This is a genomic window from Kitasatospora sp. NPDC032121 (genome assembly GCF_055580145.1).
The window spans coordinates 75624-99603 of sequence record NZ_JBVILX010000015.1 but is presented as its reverse complement, the minus strand read 5'-3'; the positions used below and the strand labels follow the sequence as shown (position 1 = coordinate 99603).

Genomic DNA, 23980 nt, shown 5'->3' with positions numbered 1-23980 from the left:
GCTCCGGCGCCCGTGGGCACTCGTGGTCGGCACGCGGTCAGGAGCAGACTAACCGTCCGTCACTGCCTCATCCGCGTTCCGCGAGGGATCCGCGTTCCGAGGCCCGGTCGGGGCGGCGGGAGCGGGATCTCGCGGTCACGGGCAACCCGGCGCCGGCACGGCCGTGGCGCGGCTCCGCGCGGTCCATCGGCTCACACCCCCGGGTCTGAGGACGCGGGGCGCACCTGTAGCGCCCCTCGGCACCCCGTGCATACCCCCGCTCAACAGGGATCAAAACGTTCAGCTGCCGGGAAACTGCGCAACGTGACCGACCCGCTCCGGTGGGACCGCCCGCAGGCCGCTCTGCCAGACTGGGAGAAGTCCCGACCGGCCCGGAGGAGTGAGCAGACGTGAGCAGCCAGAGCGCCGACCCCGGTGACGTGTACGTCAAGGCCGGGGCGATCGTCTTCGGCCTCGGGGCACTCGCCACCCTGGTCACCTTCGTCCCGCTGTTCCTTCACCTGACGCCGCTGCCGACGGCCGCGTACTGGCTGAGCATGCTGATGCCGGCCGGCTTCCTGGCCGCGCTGACCGGGCTGCTGCTGAACGCCCGGGCCCAGCGCCGCCGAACCGGGCCCGTCGGGTCCTGACGGCCGCCGACGGCCGCCGCGGGCCCGCGCGCTAGCCCCGCTCGGCCAGGTGGCCGGCGAGCCAGTCCGGGAAGCCGGTGAGGTCCGCCAGCACCACGTCCGCCCCCGCCTCGCGCAGCTCCCGCGCGCTGTACGGGCCGGTGGGCACGCAGACCGCGAGGGCGTCCGCGAACCGGGCGCCCCTGATGTCGCCGAGGTGGTCGCCGACGTAGACGCTCGCGCCGTGCTCGCGCAGCGCCACGCCCTTGGTCTCCGCCCACAGGTCGCCGATCACGGTGTCCGCGGCCAGCCCGGCGTGCTCCAGGTGGAGGCGGGCGTTCGGCTCGTACTTGCCGGTGATCACCGCGACCCGGCCGCCGTGGGCGCGGACCGCCTCGACGGCGGCGTGCGCGCCGGGCAGGGCCACGGTCGGCGCGAAGGCGTGGTCCCGGTAGAGCTCGCGGTAGCGGTCGACGGCCCGCTCCACCTCGCCCTCCGGGAACCAGTTGCGCATCTCGTCCAGCAGCGGCGGGCCGAGCCGGGTGACCGCCAGGTCGGCGTCGATGTGGGTGCCGGTCTCGGCGGAGAGCGCCAGGTAGGTGGCGCGGATACCCGGCCGGGTGTCCAGCAGCGTCATGTCGAGGTCGAAGCCGACGGTGAGCGGAGCGGGTGAGGTCGCGGGCATGCCGTCAGGCTACCCAACGGGGGCCATGGGCCACGAGGCAATTTGCCCGGGCTTCACGGGGGAACTTAGGTTTACCTGAGTTGTCTGCGGAGAGGGCCCATGACCGACACCAGCGCACCGCCCGGTGCGCCCCGCGCGCCGTACCGCGCGCCGCGGCGCCGAATACTGTGGCTCGCCGCCGCACTCGCCGTCCTGGCCGCCGCGGTGCTGCTCAGCCTGGCGGTCGGCAGCCGGACCATCCCCTTCGGCGGCACGCTGGACGCCCTGCTGCACGGCGGCGACACCGCCGACGCCGTGGTGGTCCGCGAGCTGCGGGTGCCGCGCACGGTCGTCGGGCTGGCCGTCGGCGCGGCGCTCGGCCTGGCCGGGGCCGTCATGCAGGGCCTGACCCGCAATCCGATCGCCGACCCCGGCATCCTCGGCGTCTCCCAGGGGGCGGCGGCCGGTGTGGTGGTCGCCATCTCCGGCTTCGGCGTCTCCACCCTCACGGGGTACGTCTGGTTCGGTTTCGCGGGCGCGGTGATCGCCACCGTGCTGGTGTACGGGCTCGCCGGGCGCGGCCGGGGCGGGGCCACGCCGATCAAGCTGGCGCTGGCCGGCTCGGCCGCGTCCGCCTTCATCGCCTCGCTCAACACCCTGGTGCTGACCACCGACTCGGCCACCATGGACCAGTTCCGCTTCTGGCACGTCGGCTCGCTCTCCGGGCGGACCTCGGACGTGGCCTGGCAGCTGCTGCCGTTCCTGGCCGTCGGCACGGTGCTGGTGGTCGCGGTGGCGCGCGGGCTGGACGCGCTGGCGCTCGGCGACGACACCGCCAAGGGGCTGGGCGCCAGGACCGGCCTGGTGCGGGCCGTCGGCGCGCTCGGCGCGACCGTCCTGACCGGCTCGGCGGTCGCGGCGGCCGGCCCGATCGCCTTCGTCGGCCTCGCCGTCCCGCACGCGGCCCGCGCGGTGGCCGGCGCCGACCACCGCTGGATCCTCGCCTTCTCCGCCGTCCTCGGCCCGGCGCTGCTGCTGCTCGCCGACACCCTCGGCCGGGTCCTGTTCCCGCCGTCCGAGGTCCCGGCGGGCGTGATGACGGCCCTCGTCGGCGTCCCGGTGCTGGTGGCCCTGGTCCGCCGCAGGAAGGTGGTGGCGGCATGACGTCGGTGTCGCTGCGCGGCTACTCGGCCGTCCGGGCCGGGCGGGTGTCGTTCCTGGTGCACCGGCGCTCGGTGGCCGTCACCGCCGGGCTGCTGGTGGCGCTGGCGGCGACCGCGGTGGCCTCGCTCTGCCTGGGCGAGTCCACGGTGGCGCCGGGCGAGGTGGTCAAGGTGGTGCTCGGGCGGCCGAGCCCGCACGAGCTGGTGGTCGGCGAGTTCCGGCTGCCCCGGGTCGTGGTCGGGCTGCTGGTCGGCCTGGCGCTCGGGCTGGCCGGGGCGCTGATCCAGACCGTCGCCCGCAATCCGCTGGCCAGCCCCGACGTGGTGGGCGTGACCTGGGGCGCCACCGCGACCGTGGTCGGCCTGACGGCGTACGGCGTGGTCGGCTCGACCGGCCAGGCCCCGTACGCGGCGGTGGCCGGCGGTCTGGTGGCCGGGCTGCTGGTGTACGCGCTGGCCTGGCGGCGCGGCCTGCACGCCCAGCGCTTCGTGCTGATCGGCATCGGCGTCAGCGTCGCGCTGTCCTCACTGACCTCCGTCTTCCTCACCAAGGGCGACGGCTTCCAGGCCCAGGCCGCCAAGGTCTGGATGACCGGCAGCCTGAACGGCGCCGGCTACGACCAGGCCGACCGGCTCGCCTGGGTGCTGCTCGCGGCCCTGCCGGTCGCGCTGTGGGCCGCCCGCGCCCAGCGGTCGATCTCCTTCGACGACGCCACCGCCGTCGGGCTCGGCCTGCGCCTGGACCGGATCCGCCTCGGCATGGCCCTGCTGGGCATCGTGCTGGCCTCGTGCGCGGCCGGGGCCGCAGGGCCGGTGGACTTCGTCGCGCTGATGGCCCCGCAGATCGCGCTGCGGCTGGCCCGCTCGGCGCAGGTCCCGCTGTTCTGCTCGGCGCTGACCGGCGCGCTGGTGGTGGTCCTCGCCGACCTGATCGCCCGGCGGCTGCTGGCCCCGACGGAGCTGCCGGTGGGCGTGGTGACCGGCCTGGTCGGCGCGCCGTACCTGATGTGGCTGCTGATCCGATCCCGCCGTGGAGGTTCCTGATGTCCGATCACCGTCTGGAGGCCAGGGGCCTCACCCTGGCCTACGAGGCGCGCACGGTCGTCGAGGGCCTGGACGTGAGCGTCCCGGACGGGCGGGTGACGGTGATCGTCGGCCCGAACGCCTGCGGCAAGTCGACCCTGCTGCGGGCCCTCGGCCGGCTGCTGAAGCCGGTCCGGGGCGCCGTGCTGCTGGACGGCGAGGAGCTGGCGCGGATCCCGACCAAGCGGATCGCCCAGCGGCTCGGCCTGCTGCCGCAGTCGCCGACCGCCCCCGAGGGCATCTCGGTGGCGGACCTGGTCGCGCGCGGCCGCCAGCCGCACCAGAGCTGGTGGCGGCAGTGGTCGCCGGAGGACGAGGCGGCGGTCGCGGAGGCGCTGGAGCGCACCTCCACCGCCGAGCTGGCCGAGCGGAGCATGGACGAGCTGTCCGGCGGCCAGCGCCAGCGCGCCTGGATCGCGATGGCGCTCGCCCAGGGCACCGACATCCTGCTGCTGGACGAGCCGACCACCTACCTGGACATCGCGCACCAGGTGGAGGTGCTGGACCTGGTCCGGCGACTGAACGTCGAGCGCGGCCGGACCGTCGTCGCGGTGCTGCACGACCTCAACCAGGCCGCCCGGTACGCGGACCACCTGGTGGCGATGCGGGACGGCCGGGTGGTGGCGCAGGGCGCGCCCGGGGACGTGGTGACGGCCGAGCTGGTGCGGGAGGTGTTCGGGCTGGACTCGGTGGTAGTGCCGGACCCGGTGACCGGCACGCCGCTGGTCGTGCCGGGCGCCCCGTGGTCGGCGCTCACCCCGGACGGTGCTCCCGCCTGACGGCGCCCTTAACGGCACTTTAGCTGCCATTTCGGACATAATCGACGGCGCCCCGACCCCGCCGCGACGCCAGAGGACCGCCGATGCCCCGGATCTCCCGCCGCACCCTCCTCACCGGCCTCGGCACCGCCGTGCTCGCGACGGCCACCGGGTGCACCGACCACCACCCGGCCCCGGCGGCCACGGACGGCCTCGCCCCCGGCGCCACGCCGTCCCCGACCCCGCCGTCCCCGACCCCGCTGCCGCCGGTGACGGTGAACGCCGCCACCGGGCCGGTGGTGGTGCCGGGCGCGCCGATGCGGGTGGTCGTGCTGGACACCGACGTGCTCGACTCGGCGCTGACCCTCGGCATCACCCCGGTCGGCGCCGCGCTGCCGGCCCGCGACACCAGCTACCCCGGGTACTGGCCGGCCTCCCGGACGGCCGGGATCCGGCTGGTCGGCCCGGCGGGCGCACCCGACCTGCCGACCGTACGGGCGCTGCGGCCGGACCTGATCCTCTCCAACCAGGCCCGCGACGGCGACCGCTACGAACAGCTGCGGGGCATCGCCCCGACCGTGCTCACCCAGACCACCGGGGCGCCGTGGAAGGCCGACTTCCAGCTGCACGCCCAGGCGCTGAGCCGGGAGGCGGCCGCGGCGGCCTTCGCCGGCTCGTACCAGAGGCACGTCGGGCAGGTGGTGCAGGCGCTGGCGGCGGCCAAGCTGTCGGGGCGCAAGGTGAGCCTGGTGCGGTTCGTGGAGGGCGGCGGCATCCGGCTGTTCGGCCGGCAGAGCTTTCCCGGCACGGTGCTCGCCGACGCCGAGGTGGGCCGGCCGGACGCGCAGAACGTCGACCAGTCGGACTTCGAGATCCCGGCGGACCAGCTCGCCAGGGCCGACGGCGATCTGCTGCTGTACGCGACCTACGGCGATCCGGGGCGCGCGGGCACCACCTCGGTGCTGGCGAGCCCGGGTTGGCAGGCACTGGGGGCGGTCAAGGGGCACCGGGCGTTCCCGGTGGACGACCAGCTGTGGTTCCAGGGGATCGGGTACACGGGCGCCAACTACATGCTGGACGAGCTGCAGCGCTTCCTCGGAGCCTAGGGCCGGCGCGTCCCCGCGCAGCGGGCCGGGGAAACACCCACGGCGGCGGTGAAGTCCCTGCTCAGGTACGCCTGGTCGGCGTAGCCCGGCTCGGTAGCGAGCCCGGCCGGGTCCGACTCGCCGTCGCCGGCGGCGCGTTCGGCGGCCTCGTGGAGGCGGGCGCGGCGCAGCACCCGCTTCGGGGAGGCGCCGGCGTACTCGGCGAACGGGCGCTGGAGGCGGCGGACCGTCCTCGGGCACGGCGGGGGCTACGGCGTTCCGTGCTTCTCCGTGTACCTGGTGGTGAAGCCGAGGACCACCACGTACCGCCCCTCGGCCGCCCTGGTGACCTCGCTCGGCCGCACGGGCTGCCAGATCAGGTACTCGGACCGCTGCCCCTCGTCGTTCCGGTAGCGCCGGCTGCCGTACTTCTCGTACCAGTAGTCCTCGCCGGAGGTCAGGCGTTCGGGCCCCGGCGGCCGGGCGACGCTCACGACCAGCTCCGTCCGCACCGCCTCGTCCGTCGCCGCCTCGAACTCCACGGACGGGGTGATCGGCCTGGCCGCCGCCTCCTGCGCCTCCTCCGGGGCCGGTTCGGCGGGCGGCAGGTGGTCGTACTCGTCGGCCGCGACCAGGCCCTTCCAGCGCTGCGAGCTCCGCCAGCCCTGGCCGTCCAGATAGCCGTCCAGATCGGCCAGCCGGGCACGGACGTCGGCCCCGTCGAAGGCCAGGTACACGTTCACGGTCCGCTCGCAGGCCGTCGGCAGCCACTTGCCCCGGATCCAGAGGTCGCCGCGATAGTCGGTCCGGCACACGTCGACCGTGGACCGCCCCAACCCCTGCGCCCACGGCAACAGTTCGGGCAGCCGGTCGATCCGCTCCGCCATCCGCCCCTCGGCCGTCCGGCGGGCCTCGGCGGTGTCCGCGGCCCGCGCCAGGCCCTGGACGTCCGGCGGGGCCGGAATGGCCGTGTCGCGGTAGAGCCGCCACCCCGCCCAGCTGCCGAACACGACGGCCGCCCCGAGGACCGCGACCAGCACCCACCTCAGCCAGAACCGAACCACACCCACCCCCGGCGTCCGCCCACCCCCCGCTCGGGCATCGTACGGGCGCGGACGCGCGAACGCGCGAGTGGCCGGGCGGTGCCGCCGGAAAACCGTCCGGCACGGGAGGTCGGCGGATCCGACTTCCCGTGCGGGACAACGGCGTTCAGGACCTCAGGCCGTCACGTCGCGAAAGCCGGGCCTTCACGCGCCCGAGCCGGAGCGGATCGACTCACCCGTCCGGTGCAGGTGGCCGAAGATCTCCCGGTAGGAGCGGAACAGGCCCGTCTCGTAGTACCGGACGCCCTTCTCGGCGCAGAACTCCCTGGTGATCCGGGCCGCCCGCCCGAGGGCCGGGGTCGGCATGCTGGGGAACAGGTGGTGCTCCACCTGGTAGTTGAGGCCGCCCATCACCGAGTCGACGACCGGCCCGCCACGGACGTTGCGCGAGGTGAGCACCTGGCGGCGCAGGAAGTCGAGCTTCATGCCGGGCGTCACCATCAGCATCCCCTTGTGGTTCGGGGCGAAGACGGAGCCCAGGTAGACGCCGAGCAGCGCCTGGTGCACGGCGAGGAAGGCGACCGCCTTGCCCGCCGGGAGCGCGGCGAACACCAGGCCGAGGTAGCCGACGAAGTGGACCACCAGCAGCACGCCCTCCAGCACCGGGCGCTTCATCACGGGGCTGCGCAGCGCACGGAAGCTGTTGAAGCTGAGGTTGAGGCCCTCCAGCAGGAGCAGCGGGACGAACAGGTACGCCTGCCGGCGGCCGATGAACCGGGCGAGGCCGCTCGCCTGCCGGGCCTGCCGCCCGGACCACACCAGGAGATCGGGGGCGACGTCCGGGTCCCGCTCCTCGTGGTTCGGGTTGGCGTGGTGGCGGGTGTGCTTGTTCATCCACCAGCCGTAACTCATGCCCATCAGCAGGTTGGCGGCGATCCGGCCGCCGATCTCGCTCGGCACCCGCCGGTCGAAGACCTGGCGGTGCGCCAGGTCGTGGGAGAGCAGGCCGACCTGGGCGAAGACGACGGCCATCGCCGCCGCCAGGCCGAGCTGCCACCAGGTGTCGCCCAGCGCGAACAGGGCGCACCAGCCGCCGAGGAAGGCGGCGAGCACCAGGCCCGCGCGGACGGCGTAGTAGCCGGGGCGCCGGTCGAGCAGGCCCTCGGCGGCTATCCGGCGGGTCAACTCGGCGAAGTCGCTGCCGCCGCTCCCGGACCGCGGGGCGGCGCAGGTGTCGGGCGCTCCAGGCACTGCGGGGACTTCGCGGGCTTCGGGTGCTTCGGGCGCTTCGGGTGCTTCGGGCGTCATCACGGGCTGCGCGGGCATGCCCAGAGTCTGGCCGCGGCCGGCCGACCCGCAGAACGGGGAAAGCACCCGTCCCGTACGGGTGTTAACCCCCTGCCCGCACGGGGTGCCAGCCCGCCACGCCGCTCCGATGGCGGCCCGGCTCCCTCTGCCGTCGCCGGCACCGTCAACACCGCCGCCCCCGCCGACACCGCTCCGCCGCCCCCGCGGGCCGGCACCTGGACCTGCACCAGTGCACGTACTGCCACGGCGGCTGCCACGACCGCCTCACGACCTTCGCCCAGAACGGGGACGGCCGGTTCCGGCTCATCCCGCTGCTCTCGGGCGTCGAGGCGCTCCCCCTGAACCGAGGCCCGCGGGCCTCGCCCCCTACCGCCCGTCCCCCGGCCCGCCCAGGGCGGCGCGGACCAGGCGGATGACGGTCGCGGTGGCCACCGTCAGGTCGCCGCCGCCCGACGCCCCCTCCGCGTCCTCCGCCTCCGCGTCCGTCGCCAGCGCGTCGTAGGTCTCGAAGGCGGTGAGCACGAACAGCAGGCTCGCCGCGTCCGGCGGGGCGGCGGGCAGGCGGCCGGACAGCACGGCGGCCCCCTGGCGGCGGCGGGCGTCTCGGTCGGCGATGACCCGGCCCACCTCCTCGTCGAGCGCGGCGAGCGCCCGCAGGCGGCGGGTGCAGACCCGGTCGAACGCCCAGAAGCCGCCCATCACCTCGACGAAGCGGTCCACCGCCGCCCAGGGGTCGGCCAGGGTGAAGGCCTCGGCGAGCCGGGCCATGCCGCCCTGCTCGGCGAGGGCGTCGCAGACCGCCTCCAGCAGGCCCGCCTTGGAGCCGAACTGGTAGTAGACGGTCGCCCGGGCGACGTCCGCGCGGCGGGCGACCGCGTCCAGCGAGACCCCGCCGGTCTCGGCCAGGTGCGCGCGGGCGGCCGCGACGATCCGGGCGCGGGTCTCGTCGACCTCCGCCTGCCGCTGTCCCATCCGGTAGGACCGGGGGCTCATCCCGCTCGCCTCCACTCGTTCCGCGTGAACTGGCAGTATCGCCGATCGGTTCACCCGGGCCGGGCCGCGCCCGCATCCGACCGGGCCGCACCGGCGCCCGCACCGGCGTCCGGCGGGACGACCCGGCCGCACCGGGCGCCCGGCGGGACGGCCGCGCGGCTCAGAGCATGATCCGCCCGCCACTGACGTCCAGGGTCTGCCCGGTGATCCAGGAGGACGCGTCGGAGGCCAGGAAGAGCGCGGCCGAGGCGATGTCCACCGGCTCGCCGAGCCGGCCCAGCGGGTGCGCGGCGGCGACCGTGGCCTGCACCTCGGGCGGCATCCGCGCGGCGGTCCGCTCGGTGCGGACGGCACCCGGCGCGACGGCGTTGACCCGTACGCCCTCGTCGGCGACCTCCAGCGCGAGGTGCCGGGTGAACATCAGCACCCCCGCCTTGGCCGTGGCGTACGCCGCGGAGGCTCCGCTGGGCAGCCGGCCCGCCGTGGAGGCCATGGTGACGATCGAGCCGCCGCCGCGGACCAGCAGGCCGGGCAGGAAGGCCCGGACGGTGAGGAAGGTGGCGGTGAGGTTGCCGTCCAGCACGGCCCGCCAGTGCTCCTCGGTCTCGTGGACGGTCGACACCGGGTAGCCGTCGCCGCCGGCGAAGGCGGCCAGGACGGAGACCGGGCCGAGGTCCCGGCCGATCCTGGCGGCGGCGGAGCCGAGCGCCGCCGCGTCCGTGCAGTCGGCGACCAGCCCGAGTGCCCGGGCCCCCTCCGCCCGCAGCTGTTCGGCCACCGCCGTCAGCGCCGCCTCGTCGCGGCCGAGGACGGCGACGGCCGCGCCCTGCCGGGCGAAGGCGCGGGCGGTCTCCGCACCGATGCCACGGCTGCCGCCGGTGATCACGACCACCCGGCCGTCCAGGTCGGGGTACTGAGCCTGTCGAACTCCCATGTCCCATCGCTCCTTTGGGCTTGCGCTCGGGGTGTGCTGTGGTTCACTTGATTTCATTCATACAGCCCGTCTGAATGAATGACAACCGCTGCCGGGCCCAAGCCCGAGCCCAGGCCCGGGCCGAGCCCGAACCCCGAGCCCGAACCCCCGAGTCCCGGGCATCCCGAGGAGGAACCGATGAGGATCGCAGTCGTGGGAGCCACCGGGCGCACCGGCCGCCTGGTGGTCGACCTCGCGCTGGCCGCCGGACACACCGTGACCGCCGTCGTCCGCGACCCCGCCCGGCTGCCGGACTTCCCGCACGGCACCCCGCTGACCGCACGGGCCGACGTCGGTCGGCCGGGCTCCCTGCACGGCCCGCTGAACGGCCAGGACGCCGTCGTCGCCACCCTCGGCACCACCGGTCGCCGGGCCACCTCCGTCTTCTCCGACGGCGCCCGCGAGCTGACCGCGGCGCTGCGGGACGGCGGCGCCGGGCACCTGGTGACGATGAGCTCGGCGGGCCTGGACACCAGCCGGCTCCCGTTCGCCCAGCGGATGGTGGCCACGCTGGTGGCCGACCGGCTGTACCGGGAGATCCACCACGACCTCGCCCGGATGGAGGCGGTGCTCGCCGGGTCCGACACCGCCTGGACGGTGGTCCGGGTGCCGATGCTCAAGGACGGACCGCCGGCCCCGGGCCCCCAGGTCTCGTACGACCGGCCGCTCCCCCGCGCCGGCACCGTCACCCGCGCCACCGTCGCCCGGTGGATCGTCGGCCACCTCGGCGACCCGGAGACCTTCCGCCGCCTCGTGCACCTCGCCGACGACTGACCCGGCCGCCGACGCGCAGCCGGAGCAGTACGGCGTCGGCTCAGGCCCCGGCCGTCCCGGGAGGACCGCCGGTACGGCCCCGGCTCACCCCTCCTGCGGCGGGCGGCGGCGCATGGCGAGCAGCAGCAGGACCACCGCCGACAGCACGGCGGACACCCGCAGCACGGTCGGGGCCGACGACCAGCTGATCTCGCCCAGCGGCGAGCCCGTCTGGAGGCCGCCGCCCTGGCCCCCGCCCTGCTTGGCCCGCTGCATGGAGTAGAGGGTGGTCGCGCTCATCGTGATCAGCGGAATGCCGAGGACCACGAACTTGCGCATCAGCTCGGAGATCCGGCGGGACAGGTACCCGAGGCCCCAGCCGGCCAGCATCGCCGGGAAGAACCCGGAGACCGCCCCGCCGACCAGCAGGAGGCAGGAGAGCAGGATCAGCGGGGAGGGCTTGCGGGCGGACGCATCCTTCTCCGCCACCTTGCCCCTGCCCCTGCCCCTGACCTTGCCCCCGGCCTTCCCGGCCGGGGCCTGGGGCGGCACGGGGGGAGCGGCCGGGGCCGGGGCCGGCCTGAGCAGGCCCCGGCGCGGCTTCTTCCTCAGGTCCGCGGGCTTCGCCGGCTCCGCCACGGGCGCGGCCGCCGCCTCCTCCTCGGCCGTGCGCTGCTCGGGGATCGGCTTCGGCGCGGGCCGCGGCCCGTCCGAGAAGTCGAAGAGCGTCATCGTCCACGGGCCGGTGCTCGACACCGTCGGCGGCGGGATCGCGTCCGACCGCTCCTCGACGGCGGCCAGGTCCGGCAGGTCCAGCGGCACCGACGGAATGCCGGCCGCGCTCGGCGCCGGCGGGTCGTACACGCTGTCGGGGTCACGTTCCGGGGCGGGGGCGGACGGCGCCCCCGGGGCGCCGCCGGACGCGGCCCCGCCCGGGCCGGCGTCCGGGCCGACGTCCGGGCCGACGTCCGAACGGTCGGCCGAACGGTCCGCCGAACCGCCGCCGGAACGCTCGCTCCACGGCCCGCTCTTGCGCCACCACTCGCCGTCCGTCACACCGACCACCCCGCCTCGCCCGTACCGGCCGCCACCGAACCGCCCTCGGCGTGACGCTACCCACCCCGCCCCCGCCCGCGCGAGTACGTCCGCGCGCCCGGCGGTGCGCCGGAGGTACGGCGGCCGAGGGACACCGCGCCGTCCGCTCGCCCGACTAACCTAGGTCGAATGACCACACAGCAGGGCCCCCAACGCCGGGGCAGGTCCGCCACCGGCCCGCGCACCCTCGCCGAGGAGCTGCGCTCCCGTCCCGACGACGCGCTCGCCGCCCTGCTCCGCTCCCGCCCCGACCTGCTGAACCCCGTCCCCGGGGACCTCACCCAGCTGTCCGCCCGGCTCTCCTCGCGCGCCTCCGCGCTGCGCGCCCTGGAACGGCTCGACCGCTTCACCCTCCAGGTCGCCGAGGCGCTGGCCACCGCCCCGGACGGCACCTCGCTGAGCACCGTCCGCACCCTGCTGACCGGCCCGGCGAAGGTCAAGCCGCACCCCGGCGCGACCCCGCTCACCCCGGCCGACCGGGCCGCCGTCGCCACCGCCCTGCCACGCGCGATCGCCACCCTGCGCGACCGGGCGCTGCTCTGGGGCCCGGACAACGGGCTGCGGCTGGTCCTCGCCGTCCGCGAGGCGCTCGCCCCGACCGCCACCAACCCGGGCCGCACCGGACTCGGCCCCACCCTCGCCGACGCCACCGTCGGCATGTCCCCGGCCCGGCTGCAGCAGCTGCTCGCCTCGGCCGGGCAACCCGCCACCCCGGACCCGGTCAGCGCGATCGCCGCGCTCACCGCGCTGCTCACCGACCGCACCCGCTGCGCCGCGCTGCTCGCCACCGCGCCCGAGGCCGCGCTGCGGCTGCTGGAACGGCTGGTCTGGGGCCCGCCCACCGGCACCGTCCCGGACGCCACCCGTCCGGTCACCGCCGAGGACGCCCAGAGCCCGGTCGAGTGGCTGCTCGCCCGCGGCCTGCTGCTGCCCACCAGTCCCGGCAGCGTCGTCCTGCCCCGCGAACTCGCGCTGCACCTGCGCGGCGGCCGCACCCACCGCACCATCGAACCGGTCCAGCCCGAGCCGGTGCCCGCCGCCGCCCCGCGCGACCCAGGGGCCGTGGACGGCGCCGCGGCCGGCCAGGCGCACACCGCGGTCAAGACCGTCGAGGAGCTGCTGGACGGCTGGGCCCTCACCCCGCCGCTGACCCTGCGCGCCGGCGGCCTCGGCGTCCGCGACCTCAAGCGCACCGCCCAGGCCCTGGAGACCACCGAGCAGCAGACCGCCTTCTGGCTCGAGCTCGCCTACACCGCGGGGCTGCTGGCCCCCGACGGCGAGGTGGACGAACGCTGGGCCCCCACCCCGGCATACGACGCCTGGCTGCACCTGGACACCGCCGAGCGCTGGTCCGTACTGGCCACCGCCTGGCTCGCCGCCACCCGCGTCCCCGCCCTCACCGGCACCCCGGACGGCCGGGGCAAGCCGCGCGCCGCCCTCGGCCCCGAACTCGACCGCACCCTCGCCCCGTCCGTCCGCCGCGCCGCCCTCGCCCTGCTCGCCGAACTCCCGCCCGGCACCCCGGCCACCGCCGAGGAACTGCTCCCCACCCTGCGCTGGCAGCGCCCGCTGCGCGGCGGCCCCACCGGCCCGGACGGCCGCGAACTGCGCGACGAGCTCACCGCCTGGACCCTCGACGAGGCCGAACTCCTCGGCATCACCGGCCGCGGCGCCCTGGCCGCCCCCGGCCGCGCACTGCTGACCGCCGAGTCCGACCCGGCCGAGGTGCTCGCCCCGCTGCTCCCGCAGCCGCTGGACCACGTGATCCTCCAGCCGGACCTCACCGCGATCGCCCCCGGCCCGCTGCTCACCCCGCTCGCCCAGGCCCTCGCCCTGTGCGCCGACATCGAGTCCAAGGGCGGCGCCACCGTCTACCGCTTCACCCCGGCCTCGGTCCGCCGCGCCCTCGACGCCGGCCGCACCGCCACCGACCTGCGGACCTTCCTGGAGCAGCACAGCCGCACACCCGTCCCGCAGCCGCTCGCCTACCTGATCGACGACGTCGCCCGCCGGCACGGCGTCCTGCGGGTCGGCGCCGCCTCCTCCTACCTGCGCTGCGACGACCCGTCACTGCTCGGCGAGGTGCTCGCGGACCGCCGCTCCGCCGAGCTGCGGCTCCGGCTGCTCGCCCCCACCGTCCTCGCCGCCCAGGCCGCCCCGGACGTCCTGCTCGCCGCCCTGCGCACCATGGGCTACGCCCCGGCCGCCGAGTCCGCCGAAGGCGACGTGCTGATCACCCGTCCGGACAGCCACCGCACCCCGCCCCGGACCGCCCCCGTGCCCGTCCCCGACGGGCCGCCCGCCCCCGACGACACCCTGCTCGCGGCCGCCATCAAGGCCATCCGGGCCGGCGACCGCGCCGCCACCGCCACCCGCCGCGATCCCACCCCCGACCCGCGCCACCTCCCCCGCACCGCCGCCGCGGAGACCCTGGCCGCCCTCCAGACGGCCGTCCTGCTCGGCGAACGCATGTGGATCGGCTACCTCAACGCCGAGGGCATCGCCAGCCAGCGGATCATCGACCCGGTCAAGGTCGAAGGCGGCTTCGTCACCGCCTTCGACCACCACGCCGACGAACTCCGCACCTTCGCCCTGCACCGCATCACCGGCGTCGCGGAACTCGACGAGTGACCCCCGGGGCGCTCAGTGCCCCTGCTGCGCCTCCTTCATCTTCTCCTGCACGGCCTTGTCCGCCAGGCTGCCGATCTGCCCCTGCCCGACCGGCATCGCACCCCCGGTGACGGTGTCCGCCAACAGGAACCCGGGCGCCGCGAGCAGCCCGCCGGGCCCCTCCCCGATGCCCGCGAGGGCATGCGCCGAACCGGCCGAGGACGCGGTGGCCGCGAAGGCCGAGCCCATCAGGGCGAGGGCGGTGAGAACACGCTTCGACTTCTTCATGACCAGCTCAACGAGCGAGCACGCACCGTGGTCACTCCGAGCGGCCTCCCGCGCAGCCCCCGCGATGCGCGACACTGGAGGGTCTGCGTCAATCCACCCTGTCAGCCAGTGGAGGGCTCCCCCGCGTGAACGACGGACCGCTCATCGTCCAGAGCGACAAAACTCTTCTCCTGGAGATCGACCACCCCAAGGCCGCCGACTGCCGTCGCGCCATCGCGCCGTTCGCCGAGTTGGAGCGGGCGCCCGAGCACGTGCACACGTACCGGGTGACGCCGCTCGGGCTGTGGAACGCGCGGGCGGCCGGGCACGACGCCGAGCAGGTGGTGGACGCCCTGGTGACGTACTCGCGCTACCCGGTGCCGCACGCGCTGCTGGTGGACGTGGCGGACACCATGGGCCGGTACGGGCGGCTCCAGCTGGTCAAGCACCCGACCCACGGGCTGGTGCTCACCACCACCGACCGGCCGGTGCTGGAGGAGGTGCTGCGCTCCAAGAAGATCGTCCCGCTGGTCGGCGCCCGGGTCGACCCGGACACCGTGGTGGTCCACCCCTCCGAGCGCGGGCAGATCAAGCAGGTGCTGCTCAAGCTCGGCTGGCCCGCCGAGGACTTCGCCGGGTACGTCGACGGCGAGGCGCACCCGATCCACCTGGAGGAGGACGGCTGGCAGCTGCGCCCGTACCAGGAGCAGGCCGTCGAGGGCTTCTGGCACGGCGGCTCGGGCGTGGTCGTGCTGCCCTGCGGCGCCGGCAAGACGCTGGTCGGCGCGGCGGCGATGGCGCACGCCAAGTCGACCACGCTGATCCTGGTCACCAACACCGTCTCGGCCCGCCAGTGGAAGCACGAGCTGGTCAAGCGCACCTCGCTCACCGAGGACGAGATCGGCGAGTACAGCGGGACGCGGAAGGAGATCCGCCCGGTCACCATCGCCACCTACCAGGTGATGACGACCAAGCGGAAGGGCGTCTACGCCCACCTGGAGCTGTTCGACGCCCGCAACTGGGGGCTGGTGGTCTACGACGAAGTGCACCTGCTGCCCGCGCCCGTGTTCAAGTTCACCGCCGACCTCCAGGCCCGCCGCCGGCTCGGCCTGACCGCCACGCTGGTGCGCGAGGACGGCCGCGAGGGCGACGTGTTCAGCCTGATCGGCCCCAAGCGCTTCGACGCGCCGTGGAAGGAGATCGAGGCGCAGGGCTACATCGCGCCGGCCGACTGCTGTGAGGTGCGGGTCACCCTGACCGACTCCGAGCGGCTCGCCTACGCGACCGCCGAGCCGGAGGAGCGCTACCGCTTCTGTGCCACCACGGCGACCAAGCGGCGGGTGGTGGAGGCACTGGTCAGGAAGCACGAGAAGGACCAGACGCTGATCATCGGCCAGTACATCGACCAGTTGGACGAGCTCGGCGAGGCCCTGGACGCCCCGGTGATCAAGGGCGAGACCAGCAACGCCCAGCGCGAGAAGCTCTTCGACGCCTTCCGGAACAAGGAGATCGGCGTCCTGGTGGTCTCCAAGGTCGCGAACTTCTCGATCGACCTGCCCGAGGCCACCGTCGCCATCCAGGTCTCCGGGACCTTCGGTTCCCGCCAGGAGGAGGCCCAGCGCCTCGGCCGGGTGCTGCGCCCCAAGGCGGACGGCCACGCGGCGCACTTCTACTCGGTGGTCGCCCGGGACACCGTGGACCAGGACTTCGCCGCCCACCGGCAGCGCTTCCTGGCCGAGCAGGGCTACGCGTACCGGATCATCGACGCGGACGACGTGCTGTAGGGCGCGTCAGTACCGGGCGTTTCAGTACCGGACACCGTCGCGCCCGAGGAAGATCACGCGCGCGGCGGTGTCCAGGGCGATGCCGACGTTGCGGACGGCGGTGCTGAGCGGGCTGCGGTGACGCCCGGAGGCGGCGGTGGCGCCGGACGGGCCGGATCGGGGGGTTCGGTTCGTGGTGCTCATGTCTTCAACGGTAGGCACCCGGACGGCCGTCGGCATCACTCCAAAGGCCGTATCCGCAGGTGCGCGGGTCGTCCTGCGGGTGTACGGCGGACCCCGGGGCCGGGGTAGGGCGAACCCCGAGGCCCGCACGGCCGGAACCCGGGAGGGGCGCGCCCCGAACCCCGGGACCGGCGCGCCCCGAACCCCGGGGCCGGTGCGGCCGGAACCCCGGGAGGAGCACGGCTGGAACCCCGGGACGGACGGGTCTAAGATCGTCCGTCTGCCCCCTCCCGAACCGTGGTACCTGCTGAAGTCCCGCAGGCAGCCGGGGGAGGTGCCGACCGCACGGCAACCGGTCGGCGTGCCCACCGTGAGCTCCTACGATCCGCTGCACCCGCCACCGGGGCAGCCGGGAAGGTTCGCTGTGCCCGCCACCCCCACCACCGACCCCCTCCAGCGCGAACGCGACCACCTGGCCGCGTCCCGGGCCGCGCTGCGCGCCATGCGCGAGGACGTCGAGTCGCTCGACATCCGCGACGTGACCGGCAGCTGGGTCACCACCCTCGTCCTGCAGAACCAGATCGAGGCCAGGATCGCCGCACTGGCCGACCTCTCGCACACCCCGCTGTTCTTCGGCCGCCTCGACTACCTCCACGCGATCAGCGAGGAGCTGAGCGAGGGCAGCGGCGGCGAGAGCTTCTACATCGGCCGCCGGCACGTCCACGACACCGACGGCGACCCGATGGTGATCGACTGGCGCGCGCCGGTCTCCCAGCCGTTCTACCGGGCCAGCCGCACCGAGCCGATGGACGTCGAGCGCCGCCGCCGCTTCGGCTACACCGGCGGCGAGCTCACCGCCTACGAGGACGAGCACCTCACCGACCCGGCCGAGACGGAGCAGACCTCCGCCCTGCTGGCCGCCGAGATCGAGAAGCCCCGCGTCGGCCCGATGCGCGACATCGTCGCCACCATCCAGCCCGAGCAGGACGAGATCGTCCGCTCCGACATCACGGGCACCATCTGCGTCCAGGGGGCGCCCGGCACCGGGAAGACCGCCGTCGGCCTGCACCGCGTCGCCTACCTGCTGTACGCGCACCGCGAGCGCCTGGCCCGTACCGGCACCCTGGTGATCGGCCCGAACAACGCCTTCCTCTCCTACATCGAGCAGGTGCTCCCTGCCCTCGGCGAGCTGGACGTCGCCCAGGCCACCGTGCAGCAGCTGGTCGGACACGTCGAGGTGCGGGGCGAGGACACCCCGGAGGCGGCCCGGCTGAAGGGCGACGCCCGGATGGCCGAGGTGCTGCGCCGGGCCGTGCGCTCGGGCATCTCGCTGCCCACCGAGCCCTGCGTGGTGGTCCGCGGCTCCCGCCGCTGGCGCGTGCCGGTGTACGAACTGGTCGAGATCATCGAGGAGTTGAAGGGCCGCGAGGTCCGTTACGGCGCGTCCAGGGACGCCCTGCCGCAGCGCATCGCGCACGCCGTGCTGCTGAAGATGGAGCAGGGCGGCGAGGCCCCGGACGACCGGGTGCAGGACGCGGTGGCCCGCAACAGCGCCGTCAAGGCGGTGGTCAAGGAGTGTTGGCCGGCCGTCGACCCGGCGAAGCTGGTCCTGCGACTGCTCTCCGAGCCGGAGTTCCTGGCCGAGTGCGCCGAGGGCGTGCTGACGCCCGAGGAGCAGCGGGCGGTGCTGTGGCCCAAGCCCGGCCGCTCGGTGAAGACGGCCCGCTGGACGGCGGCCGACGCCGTCCTGGTGGACGAGGCGACCGACCTGGTGCAGCGCACCCCCTCGCTCGGGCACGTGGTGCTGGACGAGGCCCAGGACCTCTCCCCGATGCAGTACCGCGCGGTCGGCCGCCGCTGCACCACCGGCTCGGCGACCGTCCTCGGCGACCTCGCCCAGGGCACCACCCCGTGGGCGACGGCGAGTTGGCCGGAGGCGCTGCGCCACCTGGGCAAGCCGGAGGCGCACATCGAGGAGCTGACCAAGGGCTTCCGGGTGCCGGAGGAGGTCATCGCGTACGCCTCCCGGCTGCTCCCCGCGATCGCCCCCGGCCTGGCCCCGGCCTCCTCGGTCCGCGAGGCGCCCGGCTCGCTGACGATCCGTCCGATCGCGGACGGGGACGGGGACGGCACGGAGGCGGTCCTCGCGGCCTGCCGGGAGGCGCTGGAGCACGAGGGCTCGACCGGCCTGATCGTCGCCGACGCCCGCATCCCGCGGTTCGCCGAGGCGCTCACGGCGGCCGGCCTGCCGTACCTCTCCCCCGGCACCGAGACCAGCGCGGAGGCCCGGCTCACCCTCGTCCCCGCCTCGCTGGCCAAGGGTCTGGAGTACGACTACGTGGTGCTGGACGAGCCGGCCGCGGTGATCGCCGGGGAGCCGGACGAGCGGACCGGACTGCGGCGGCTGTACGTGGCGCTGACCCGTGCCGTCTCCGGGCTGACGGTGCTGCACGGCGAGCCGCTGCCTGAGCAGTTGCGGTAGCGGCTCGCCCACCCGGAGGGGCCGACCCGCGGACCGGCCCCTCCGGGCACGCGCTCAGGCGTCGATCAGCGCCCGCCACTCGGCGACCTTGGCCGCGTCCACCGGCGTCCGCCAGCCGTCGACCCGCACCGCGCCGCCGACGTGGAAGGCGTCGAAGCCCTCCGCCCGCAGCTCCTTCAGGTGCTCGGCCCGCAGACCGCCGCCGATCAGGATCCGCTGCCGGTACCCGGGCTCGCCGGCCCGGGCCAGCTCGGCCGACAGCACCTCGCGCCCGGCGTCCACCCCGGCGGCCGCGCCGGAGGTGAGGAAGGTGTCCAGGCCGGGCAGCCCGCCGACGGCGGCCCGCAGGGCGGCCCGGTCGGTGCTGTGGTCGATCGCCCGGTGGAAGGTCCAGCGGCAGCCGGCGATCGCCTCGGCGACGGCGGTGGTGGCGGCCAGGTCGACGGCGCCGTCGGCGTCGAGGAAGCCGAGGACGAACTCCTCGGCGCCCTCGGCCCGCAGCGCGGCGGCCCGGGCGCACAGCTCGTCCACGTCGCCGGGGGCGAAGCCGTCCCGGATCCGCAGCATGACCCGCAGCGGGATGCCGACGGCGGCCCGGATCCGGCCGAAGTCCTCGACGGACGGGGTGAGCCCGTCGGCGGCCATGTCGGTGACCAGTTCGAGCCGGTCGGCGCCGCCCGACTCGGCGGCCTGGGCGTCCTGGGGCGTCAGCGCGATGACTTCGAAAATTGGTCTAGACATATTCGACAGACTGCCACATCCGGCGGAGCCCGGCGACCCCCGGTGACCCCCAGGGGCCCGATCCGGTCACACCGGAACGCCCCCGGAGCTGCCCGGTCCCGCCGCCCCGCCCCACCAGCCCTCAGTCACCGCCGTCACGCCGCTCCGTGGACCGCCCCGTGGACCGCCCCGACCGCCGCGCGCCGCCCGGACCGGTGCACCACCACCGCCACCAGCACCAGCAGCGCCACCGTCGGCGCCGCCACCGGAAGCAGGTGCGAGATACCCCGGGACTCGCGCCAGATGTTGAACAGGCAGCCCGGCCCGGTCAGCACCAGCACCGCCACCCCCGCGGCCGCCGGGGCCGCCCGCCCGCGCAGCCCGGCGAAGGTCAGCAGCAGCGGGAGGACCAGCATCGCCACGACCCACGGCAGGTCCAGCGGGAAGGTGGCGTCGTCCCAGTTCTGGGCCGTCTCCAGCAGCCCGCCCACGGCCGCCGACACCAGCACCAGCCCACCGGCGCGCCAGGTCGGCCGGGCCAGCAGGTCGGTCGGCGCCGCGGCCAGCAGCAGCGCGGCCAGCACCAGCGGCAGCGAGGCCATCCCGATGTAGCCGCTCCACCACGCGTCGAAGGAGGAGACCCACACGGCCTCCACCAGCTCGTACAGCCCCACCGCGCCCAGGACCAGCGCGCTGCCCCGCACCGCCGTCCACCGCCCGAGGAGCGCCGCCACCAGGAGCAGCGCGGCGGCCACCGGCCGGGAGAGCAGCTCGGCGTAGGTGCCGTACGAGCCGTCCCAGGAGAGCCGGTTGGCGACCCGGCCCGCGGTGGCCGCCCAGGCCACCAGTGTCGCGCCGGCCACCGCGCCGGCGAGCATCGGCGCGACCAGCGCCAACAGCCGCCCGGCCGGCGAGGCCCCGGTCAGCCCGAGCCGCACCCGCAGCCCGTACACCGCCAGGCCGAGGAGCTCCCGGGTGACCGCCAGGCGGCCGCCCTCCGCCGTCGTGTCGGCGAACACCTCGGCCAGTTCCTCGCCGCGCTCGCGGCGGTACCGCTCCGGGTAGAACCGGAGCGCGGTCCGCAGCGCCACCGAGGGCCCCGCGCCGATCGCCGGTGCGCTCATGAGAAGCCTCCCCCCGCCGCGGGCCGCCCCTGCGACCCGGCCCCGCCCGGCAGCACCGACCGGATCTTGGCCAGTCGGCGCTCGGCCTCGGTGGCGACCGCCCGCAGCCGCTCCGCCTCGGCGGCCAGCGCGTCCCGGCCGGCCCCGGTCAGCGCGTAGCTGCGCCGAGCCCGACCGTCCACCACCTCCTCGGCGGCGACCTCGATCAGGCCCTGGCCGAGCAGCCGGTCGAGCGCCCCGTAGAGCGTGCCGGTGCGCATCTTGACCCGGCCGTCCGAGATCGCGGCGACCTCCTGGATCAGCGCGTAACCGTGTCTCGGCGCGTCGGCCAGGGCGGTGAGCAGCAGCAGCGTGGGCTCCTGCATGGAGCGTTCTGTCATACGACTACATATATCGCCAACCTACCTATAGGTCCAGGGCCGGGCCCGTCCGCCACAATGTGCCCATGCCGACCGAGGACCTGCTCGCCGCCTGGACCGCCCTGCTGCACCGCTGCGGCGCCGCCGTCGACCCCGAGCCGTACGGCCGGGAGCTGCTGCGCCGCTGGTCGGAGCCGCAGCGCAGGTACCACACCGTCGCGCACCTGCGCGCGGTGCTGCGGCACGTCGACGAGCTGGCCGGGCACGCCGCCGACCCGGAGGCCGTCCGCCTCGCGGCCTGGTTCCACGACGCCGTCTACCGGCCGGACCGCACCGAGAACGAGGAGCGCAGCGCCGCCCTCGCCGTCCGCGCGCTGACCGCCGCCGGGCTGCCCGCCGAGCGGGTCGCCGAGGTCGAGCGCCTCGTGCTGCTCACCGTCGGCCACGACCCCGCCCCCGGCGACCGCAACGGCGAGGTGCTCTGCGACGCGGACCTCGCCGTCCTCGGCGGCACCCCCGAGGCGTACGCGGCGTACGCGGCCGCCGTCCGCGAGGAGTACGGCTTCGTCCCCGCACCGGACTTCACGGCCGGCCGGGCCGCCGTACTGCGCCACCTGCTCGCCCTGCTCGACCTGCCCGGGCTCTACCGCACGCCCGCCGCCCGCGAGCGCTTCACGGCGGCCGCCCACGCCAACCTGACGGCCGAGCTCGGCGCCCTCTGACACGAGCCCGCCCGCGCGCCCGCACGCGCGGGCAGCAGCCGGCTCCCCCCGCACGCGCGCGCCCGTCAGCCGCGCCGCGCGGCCTAGGAGAGCTCCCCCACCGGAGCCACCACCGCGCCCTGCTTGCCGCACACCCAGTGCGGCTCCGGCCCCAACTCGGGCTCCACGCTCAGCGCGTGCGGATCCCCGTCGGCCGCGCAGTCGGTGCACAGCGGCCAGCGGCCGTACGCCTCCAGGAGCGCGTCCTGGACGTCCTGGGCGACCAGTCCGAGCACGTAGTCGGTGCCGTCGGGCCACTGCTCCAGCCACCAGCGGCGGTGCGTCACGGCCTGCTCCACCAGCGAGACGACGGCGGCGTCCGCCACGTCCCGCGCGGTGAGGTCGGCCAGGATCAGTGCCCGCGCGTTGTGCAGGGCGGTCTCGATGTCGTCGGCAGCCATCCGTCCATCCTCTCCTCAACTCCCCCGAACGCCGAAACGCCGTGTGGGCGGCCCCCCGAAGGGAGCCGCCCACACGGACGAGGAACCAGCCGATCCGATCGGAGCGATCAGGATCAGAAGTCCATGTCACCGCCCGGCATGCCGCCGCCGGCGGCCGCGGCGGCCTTCTCCGGCTTGTCGGCGATGACGGCCTCGGTGGTGAGGAACAGCGCCGCGATGGAGGCGGCGTTCTGCAGCGCGGAGCGGGTGACCTTGGCCGGGTCGATGATGCCCTCGGCGACCAGGTCGACGTACTCGTTGGTGGCGGCGTTCAGGCCGTGACCGGCGGGGAGGTTGCGCACCTTCTCCACCACGACGCCACCCTCCAGGCCGGCGTTGGTCGCGATCTGCTTGATCGGGGCCTCCAGCGCGACCTTGACGATGTTGGCACCGGTGGCCTCGTCGCCGTCCAGCTCCAGCTTGTCGAAGGCGACACCGGCCTGCAGCAGGGCGACGCCACCACCGGCGACGATGCCCTCCTCGACGGCGGCCTTGGCGTTGCGGACGGCGTCCTCGATGCGGTGCTTGCGCTCCTTGAGCTCCACCTCGGTGGCCGCGCCGGCCTTGATGACGGCCACGCCGCCGGCCAGCTTGGCGAGGCGCTCCTGGAGCTTCTCGCGGTCGTAGTCCGAGTCGCTGTTCTCGATCTCGGCGCGGATCTGGTTCACGCGGCCCGCGACCTGCTCGCTGTCGCCGCCACCGTCGACGATGGTGGTCTCGTCCTTGGTGATGACCACCTTGCGGGCGGTGCCCAGCAGGTCGATGCCGGCGCTCTCCAGCTTCAGGCCGACCTCCTCGGAGATGACGGTGCCACCGGTGAGGATGGCGATGTCGCCGAGCATGGCCTTGCGGCGGTCACCGAAGCCCGGGGCCTTGACGGCGACGGACTTGAAGGTGCCACGGATCTTGTTCACGACCAGGGTCGACAGGGCCTCGCCCTCGACGTCCTCGGCGATGATGACCAGCGGCTTGCCGCTCTGCATGACCTTCTCCAGCAGCGGGAGCAGGTCCTTGACCGAGCCGATCTTGGAGTTGGCGATGAGGATGTACGGGTCCTCGAACGTCGCCTCCATGCGCTCCAGGTCGGTGGCGAAGTAGGCGGAGATGTAGCCCTTGTCGAAGCGCATGCCCTCGGTGAGCTCGAGCTCCAGGCCGAAGGTGTTGCTCTCCTCGACGGTGATGACGCCTTCCTTGCCGACCTTGTCCATGGCCTCGGCGATCAGCTCGCCGATCTGGGTGTCGGCGGCGGAGATGGAGGCGGTGGAGGCGATCTGCTCCTTGGTCTCCACGTCCTTGGCCTGGGCCAGCAGCTGGTCGGAGACGGCCGCGACGGCCTTCTCGATGCCGCGCTTCAGGGCCATCGGGTTGGCGCCGGCGGCGACGTTGCGCAGACCCTCGCGAACCAGGGCCTGGGCGAGCACGGTGGCGGTGGTGGTGCCGTCACCCGCGACGTCGTCCGTCTTCTTGGCGACCTCCTTGACGAGCTCGGCACCGATCTTCTCGTACGGGTCCTCGAGCTCGATCTCCTTGGCGATGGAGACACCGTCGTTGGTGATCGTGGGGGCGCCCCACTTCTTCTCCAGCACGACGTTGCGACCCTTGGGGCCGAGCGTGACCTTCACTGCGTCGGCGAGCTGGTTCATGCCACGCTCAAGGCCGCGGCGAGCTTCCTCATCAAAGGCGATGATCTTGGCCATCAGAAGTGGTCCTCCGGGACACGGTCGACTGCTCGGACCAAGGGGTGC

23 protein-coding genes and 1 pseudogene are annotated in these 23980 nt (G+C 74.9%); 10 read left to right on the top strand and 14 right to left on the bottom strand.

Annotated elements, in window-relative coordinates:
* The first annotated feature begins 389 nt into the window (after window positions 1–389).
* Window positions 390–629 (top strand): hypothetical protein, encoded by a 240-nt coding sequence (locus ACZ5OX_RS29540; protein WP_392882480.1) that lies wholly within the window; start codon window positions 390–392, stop codon window positions 627–629.
* A gap of 31 nt (window positions 630–660) precedes the next feature.
* Here the strand turns inward: ACZ5OX_RS29540 and ACZ5OX_RS29535 are convergent, their stop codons facing one another.
* Window positions 661–1293 carry an HAD family hydrolase gene (locus ACZ5OX_RS29535; protein ID WP_449792724.1) on the bottom strand — a complete coding sequence of 211 codons (633 nt, stop codon included), beginning with the start codon at window positions 1291–1293 and terminating at the stop codon, window positions 661–663.
* A 99-nt stretch (window positions 1294–1392) separates the two neighbouring features.
* Here ACZ5OX_RS29535 and ACZ5OX_RS29530 point away from each other — a divergent pair, with 99 nt between their 5' ends.
* The 4 genes from ACZ5OX_RS29530 to ACZ5OX_RS29515 all read left to right on the top strand — a co-directional run bounded on the left by ACZ5OX_RS29530 (window position 1393) and on the right by ACZ5OX_RS29515 (window position 5382).
* Window positions 1393–2436: a FecCD family ABC transporter permease gene (locus tag ACZ5OX_RS29530; RefSeq protein ID WP_449792723.1), complete on the top strand. Its 1044-nt coding sequence runs from the start codon at window positions 1393–1395 to the stop codon at window positions 2434–2436.
* The gene (locus ACZ5OX_RS29525) at window positions 2433–3479 is read left to right on the top strand and encodes a FecCD family ABC transporter permease (protein ID WP_465634269.1); all 1047 of its coding nucleotides are present in this window, start codon (window positions 2433–2435) and stop codon (window positions 3477–3479) included. The genes ACZ5OX_RS29530 and ACZ5OX_RS29525 overlap by 4 nt, the downstream gene beginning before the upstream one ends.
* The gene (locus ACZ5OX_RS29520) at window positions 3479–4297 is read left to right on the top strand and encodes an ABC transporter ATP-binding protein (protein WP_392882489.1); all 819 of its coding nucleotides are present in this window, start codon (window positions 3479–3481) and stop codon (window positions 4295–4297) included. The genes ACZ5OX_RS29525 and ACZ5OX_RS29520 overlap by 1 nt, the downstream gene beginning before the upstream one ends.
* Window positions 4298–4380: 83 nt before the next feature.
* On the top strand, window positions 4381–5382 hold the full coding sequence (locus ACZ5OX_RS29515; RefSeq protein ID WP_465634268.1) for an ABC transporter substrate-binding protein: 1002 nt from the start codon (window positions 4381–4383) through the stop codon (window positions 5380–5382).
* On the opposite strand, the pseudogene ACZ5OX_RS29510 reads toward ACZ5OX_RS29515, so the two are convergent.
* The 5 genes and pseudogenes from ACZ5OX_RS29510 to ACZ5OX_RS29490 form a co-directional block, all read right to left on the bottom strand.
* Window positions 5379–5597: pseudogene (locus ACZ5OX_RS29510) on the bottom strand (helix-turn-helix domain-containing protein); the annotation flags it as partial. The gene ACZ5OX_RS29515 and the pseudogene ACZ5OX_RS29510 sit on opposite strands and share 4 nt — an antisense overlap.
* Before the next feature lie 33 nt (window positions 5598–5630).
* A complete protein-coding gene (locus ACZ5OX_RS29505; RefSeq protein WP_465634266.1) occupies window positions 5631–6431 on the bottom strand; it encodes a hypothetical protein in 801 nt (266 codons plus the stop codon).
* A 177-nt stretch (window positions 6432–6608) separates the two neighbouring features.
* Entirely contained in the window at window positions 6609–7712 is a 1104-nt protein-coding gene (locus ACZ5OX_RS29500) for a fatty acid desaturase family protein (protein WP_465634366.1), read from the bottom strand.
* A 366-nt stretch (window positions 7713–8078) separates the two neighbouring features.
* On the bottom strand, window positions 8079–8705 hold the full coding sequence (locus tag ACZ5OX_RS29495) for a TetR/AcrR family transcriptional regulator (protein ID WP_465634265.1): 627 nt from the start codon (window positions 8703–8705) through the stop codon (window positions 8079–8081).
* 160 nt (window positions 8706–8865) lie between these two features.
* Window positions 8866–9639 (bottom strand): SDR family NAD(P)-dependent oxidoreductase, encoded by a 774-nt coding sequence (locus ACZ5OX_RS29490; RefSeq protein WP_465634263.1) that lies wholly within the window; start codon window positions 9637–9639, stop codon window positions 8866–8868.
* Between the two features lie 177 nt (window positions 9640–9816).
* On the opposite strand from ACZ5OX_RS29490, the gene ACZ5OX_RS29485 reads away from it, so the two are divergent.
* Window positions 9817–10452 carry an NAD(P)-dependent oxidoreductase gene (locus ACZ5OX_RS29485; protein ID WP_465634261.1) on the top strand — a complete coding sequence of 212 codons (636 nt, stop codon included), beginning with the start codon at window positions 9817–9819 and terminating at the stop codon, window positions 10450–10452.
* 84 nt (window positions 10453–10536) lie between these two features.
* Here the strand turns inward: ACZ5OX_RS29485 and ACZ5OX_RS29480 are convergent, their stop codons facing one another.
* Window positions 10537–11487: a hypothetical protein gene (locus tag ACZ5OX_RS29480; RefSeq protein ID WP_465634259.1), complete on the bottom strand. Its 951-nt coding sequence runs from the start codon at window positions 11485–11487 to the stop codon at window positions 10537–10539.
* Between the two features lie 168 nt (window positions 11488–11655).
* Between ACZ5OX_RS29480 and ACZ5OX_RS29475 the strand changes: the two genes are divergently transcribed.
* A complete protein-coding gene (locus tag ACZ5OX_RS29475; protein WP_465634258.1) occupies window positions 11656–14157 on the top strand; it encodes a helicase-associated domain-containing protein in 2502 nt (833 codons plus the stop codon).
* A gap of 12 nt (window positions 14158–14169) precedes the next feature.
* On the opposite strand, the gene ACZ5OX_RS29470 is transcribed toward ACZ5OX_RS29475, so the two are convergent.
* Window positions 14170–14424, bottom strand: coding sequence for a hypothetical protein (locus ACZ5OX_RS29470; RefSeq protein ID WP_392882511.1), 255 nt, complete (start codon window positions 14422–14424; stop codon window positions 14170–14172).
* Between the two features lie 125 nt (window positions 14425–14549).
* Here ACZ5OX_RS29470 and ACZ5OX_RS29465 point away from each other — a divergent pair, with 125 nt between their 5' ends.
* Window positions 14550–16187 (top strand): DNA repair helicase XPB, encoded by a 1638-nt coding sequence (locus ACZ5OX_RS29465; RefSeq protein ID WP_465634257.1) that lies wholly within the window; start codon window positions 14550–14552, stop codon window positions 16185–16187.
* A 21-nt stretch (window positions 16188–16208) separates the two neighbouring features.
* Here ACZ5OX_RS29465 and ACZ5OX_RS29460 read toward each other — a convergent pair whose 3' ends face one another.
* Window positions 16209–16370 carry a hypothetical protein gene (locus ACZ5OX_RS29460; RefSeq protein WP_465634255.1) on the bottom strand — a complete coding sequence of 54 codons (162 nt, stop codon included), beginning with the start codon at window positions 16368–16370 and terminating at the stop codon, window positions 16209–16211.
* A gap of 403 nt (window positions 16371–16773) precedes the next feature.
* On the opposite strand from ACZ5OX_RS29460, the gene ACZ5OX_RS29455 reads away from it, so the two are divergent.
* A complete protein-coding gene (locus ACZ5OX_RS29455) occupies window positions 16774–18831 on the top strand; it encodes a HelD family protein (protein WP_465634254.1) in 2058 nt (685 codons plus the stop codon).
* A gap of 54 nt (window positions 18832–18885) precedes the next feature.
* Here ACZ5OX_RS29455 and ACZ5OX_RS29450 read toward each other — a convergent pair whose 3' ends face one another.
* The 3 genes from ACZ5OX_RS29450 to ACZ5OX_RS29440 all read right to left on the bottom strand — a co-directional run bounded on the left by ACZ5OX_RS29450 (window position 18886) and on the right by ACZ5OX_RS29440 (window position 21055).
* On the bottom strand, window positions 18886–19572 hold the full coding sequence (locus ACZ5OX_RS29450; RefSeq protein ID WP_465634252.1) for a copper homeostasis protein CutC: 687 nt from the start codon (window positions 19570–19572) through the stop codon (window positions 18886–18888).
* Window positions 19573–19706: 134 nt separating this feature from the next.
* Window positions 19707–20675 carry a hypothetical protein gene (locus tag ACZ5OX_RS29445; protein ID WP_465634251.1) on the bottom strand — a complete coding sequence of 323 codons (969 nt, stop codon included), beginning with the start codon at window positions 20673–20675 and terminating at the stop codon, window positions 19707–19709.
* Window positions 20672–21055, bottom strand: a complete 384-nt coding sequence (locus tag ACZ5OX_RS29440) for a PadR family transcriptional regulator (RefSeq protein ID WP_465634249.1) — start codon at window positions 21053–21055, stop codon at window positions 20672–20674. Before ACZ5OX_RS29440 ends, ACZ5OX_RS29445 begins: the two co-directional genes overlap by 4 nt.
* A 65-nt stretch (window positions 21056–21120) precedes the next feature.
* On the opposite strand from ACZ5OX_RS29440, the gene ACZ5OX_RS29435 reads away from it, so the two are divergent.
* A complete protein-coding gene (locus ACZ5OX_RS29435) occupies window positions 21121–21756 on the top strand; it encodes an HD domain-containing protein (RefSeq protein ID WP_465634248.1) in 636 nt (211 codons plus the stop codon).
* An 83-nt stretch (window positions 21757–21839) separates the two neighbouring features.
* Here the strand turns inward: ACZ5OX_RS29435 and ACZ5OX_RS29430 are convergent, their stop codons facing one another.
* Window positions 21840–22196, bottom strand: coding sequence for a hypothetical protein (locus ACZ5OX_RS29430; RefSeq protein ID WP_449792710.1), 357 nt, complete (start codon window positions 22194–22196; stop codon window positions 21840–21842).
* Window positions 22197–22309: 113 nt separating this feature from the next.
* Window positions 22310–23932, bottom strand: coding sequence for a chaperonin GroEL (groL, locus tag ACZ5OX_RS29425; protein WP_316526858.1), 1623 nt, complete (start codon window positions 23930–23932; stop codon window positions 22310–22312).
* Between the last annotated feature and the right edge of the window lie 48 nt (window positions 23933–23980).

Excerpts from the sequence above, each read along its gene's own strand:
- groL (WP_316526858.1), bottom strand. The coding sequence starts at position 23,932 with ATGGCCAAGATCATCGCCTTTGATGAGGAAGCTCGCCGCGGCCTTGAG.
- ACZ5OX_RS29435 (WP_465634248.1), top strand. The coding sequence starts at position 21,121 with ATGCCGACCGAGGACCTGCTCGCCGCCTGGACCGCCCTGCTGCACCGC.
- ACZ5OX_RS29535 (WP_449792724.1), bottom strand. The coding sequence starts at position 1,293 with ATGCCCGCGACCTCACCCGCTCCGCTCACCGTCGGCTTCGACCTCGAC.
- ACZ5OX_RS29475 (WP_465634258.1), top strand. The coding sequence starts at position 11,656 with ATGACCACACAGCAGGGCCCCCAACGCCGGGGCAGGTCCGCCACCGGC.
- ACZ5OX_RS29520 (WP_392882489.1), top strand. The coding sequence starts at position 3,479 with ATGTCCGATCACCGTCTGGAGGCCAGGGGCCTCACCCTGGCCTACGAG.
- ACZ5OX_RS29530 (WP_449792723.1), top strand. The coding sequence starts at position 1,393 with ATGACCGACACCAGCGCACCGCCCGGTGCGCCCCGCGCGCCGTACCGC.
- ACZ5OX_RS29460 (WP_465634255.1), bottom strand. The coding sequence starts at position 16,370 with ATGAGCACCACGAACCGAACCCCCCGATCCGGCCCGTCCGGCGCCACC.
- ACZ5OX_RS29470 (WP_392882511.1), bottom strand. The coding sequence starts at position 14,424 with ATGAAGAAGTCGAAGCGTGTTCTCACCGCCCTCGCCCTGATGGGCTCG.
- ACZ5OX_RS29430 (WP_449792710.1), bottom strand. The coding sequence starts at position 22,196 with ATGGCTGCCGACGACATCGAGACCGCCCTGCACAACGCGCGGGCACTG.
- ACZ5OX_RS29440 (WP_465634249.1), bottom strand. The coding sequence starts at position 21,055 with ATGACAGAACGCTCCATGCAGGAGCCCACGCTGCTGCTGCTCACCGCC.
- ACZ5OX_RS29495 (WP_465634265.1), bottom strand. The coding sequence starts at position 8,705 with ATGAGCCCCCGGTCCTACCGGATGGGACAGCGGCAGGCGGAGGTCGAC.
- ACZ5OX_RS29515 (WP_465634268.1), top strand. The coding sequence starts at position 4,381 with ATGCCCCGGATCTCCCGCCGCACCCTCCTCACCGGCCTCGGCACCGCC.
- ACZ5OX_RS29490 (WP_465634263.1), bottom strand. The coding sequence starts at position 9,639 with ATGGGAGTTCGACAGGCTCAGTACCCCGACCTGGACGGCCGGGTGGTC.
- ACZ5OX_RS29445 (WP_465634251.1), bottom strand. The coding sequence starts at position 20,675 with ATGAGCGCACCGGCGATCGGCGCGGGGCCCTCGGTGGCGCTGCGGACC.
- ACZ5OX_RS29450 (WP_465634252.1), bottom strand. The coding sequence starts at position 19,572 with ATGTCTAGACCAATTTTCGAAGTCATCGCGCTGACGCCCCAGGACGCC.
- ACZ5OX_RS29500 (WP_465634366.1), bottom strand. The coding sequence starts at position 7,712 with ATGACGCCCGAAGCACCCGAAGCGCCCGAAGCACCCGAAGCCCGCGAA.
- ACZ5OX_RS29525 (WP_465634269.1), top strand. The coding sequence starts at position 2,433 with ATGACGTCGGTGTCGCTGCGCGGCTACTCGGCCGTCCGGGCCGGGCGG.
- ACZ5OX_RS29485 (WP_465634261.1), top strand. The coding sequence starts at position 9,817 with ATGAGGATCGCAGTCGTGGGAGCCACCGGGCGCACCGGCCGCCTGGTG.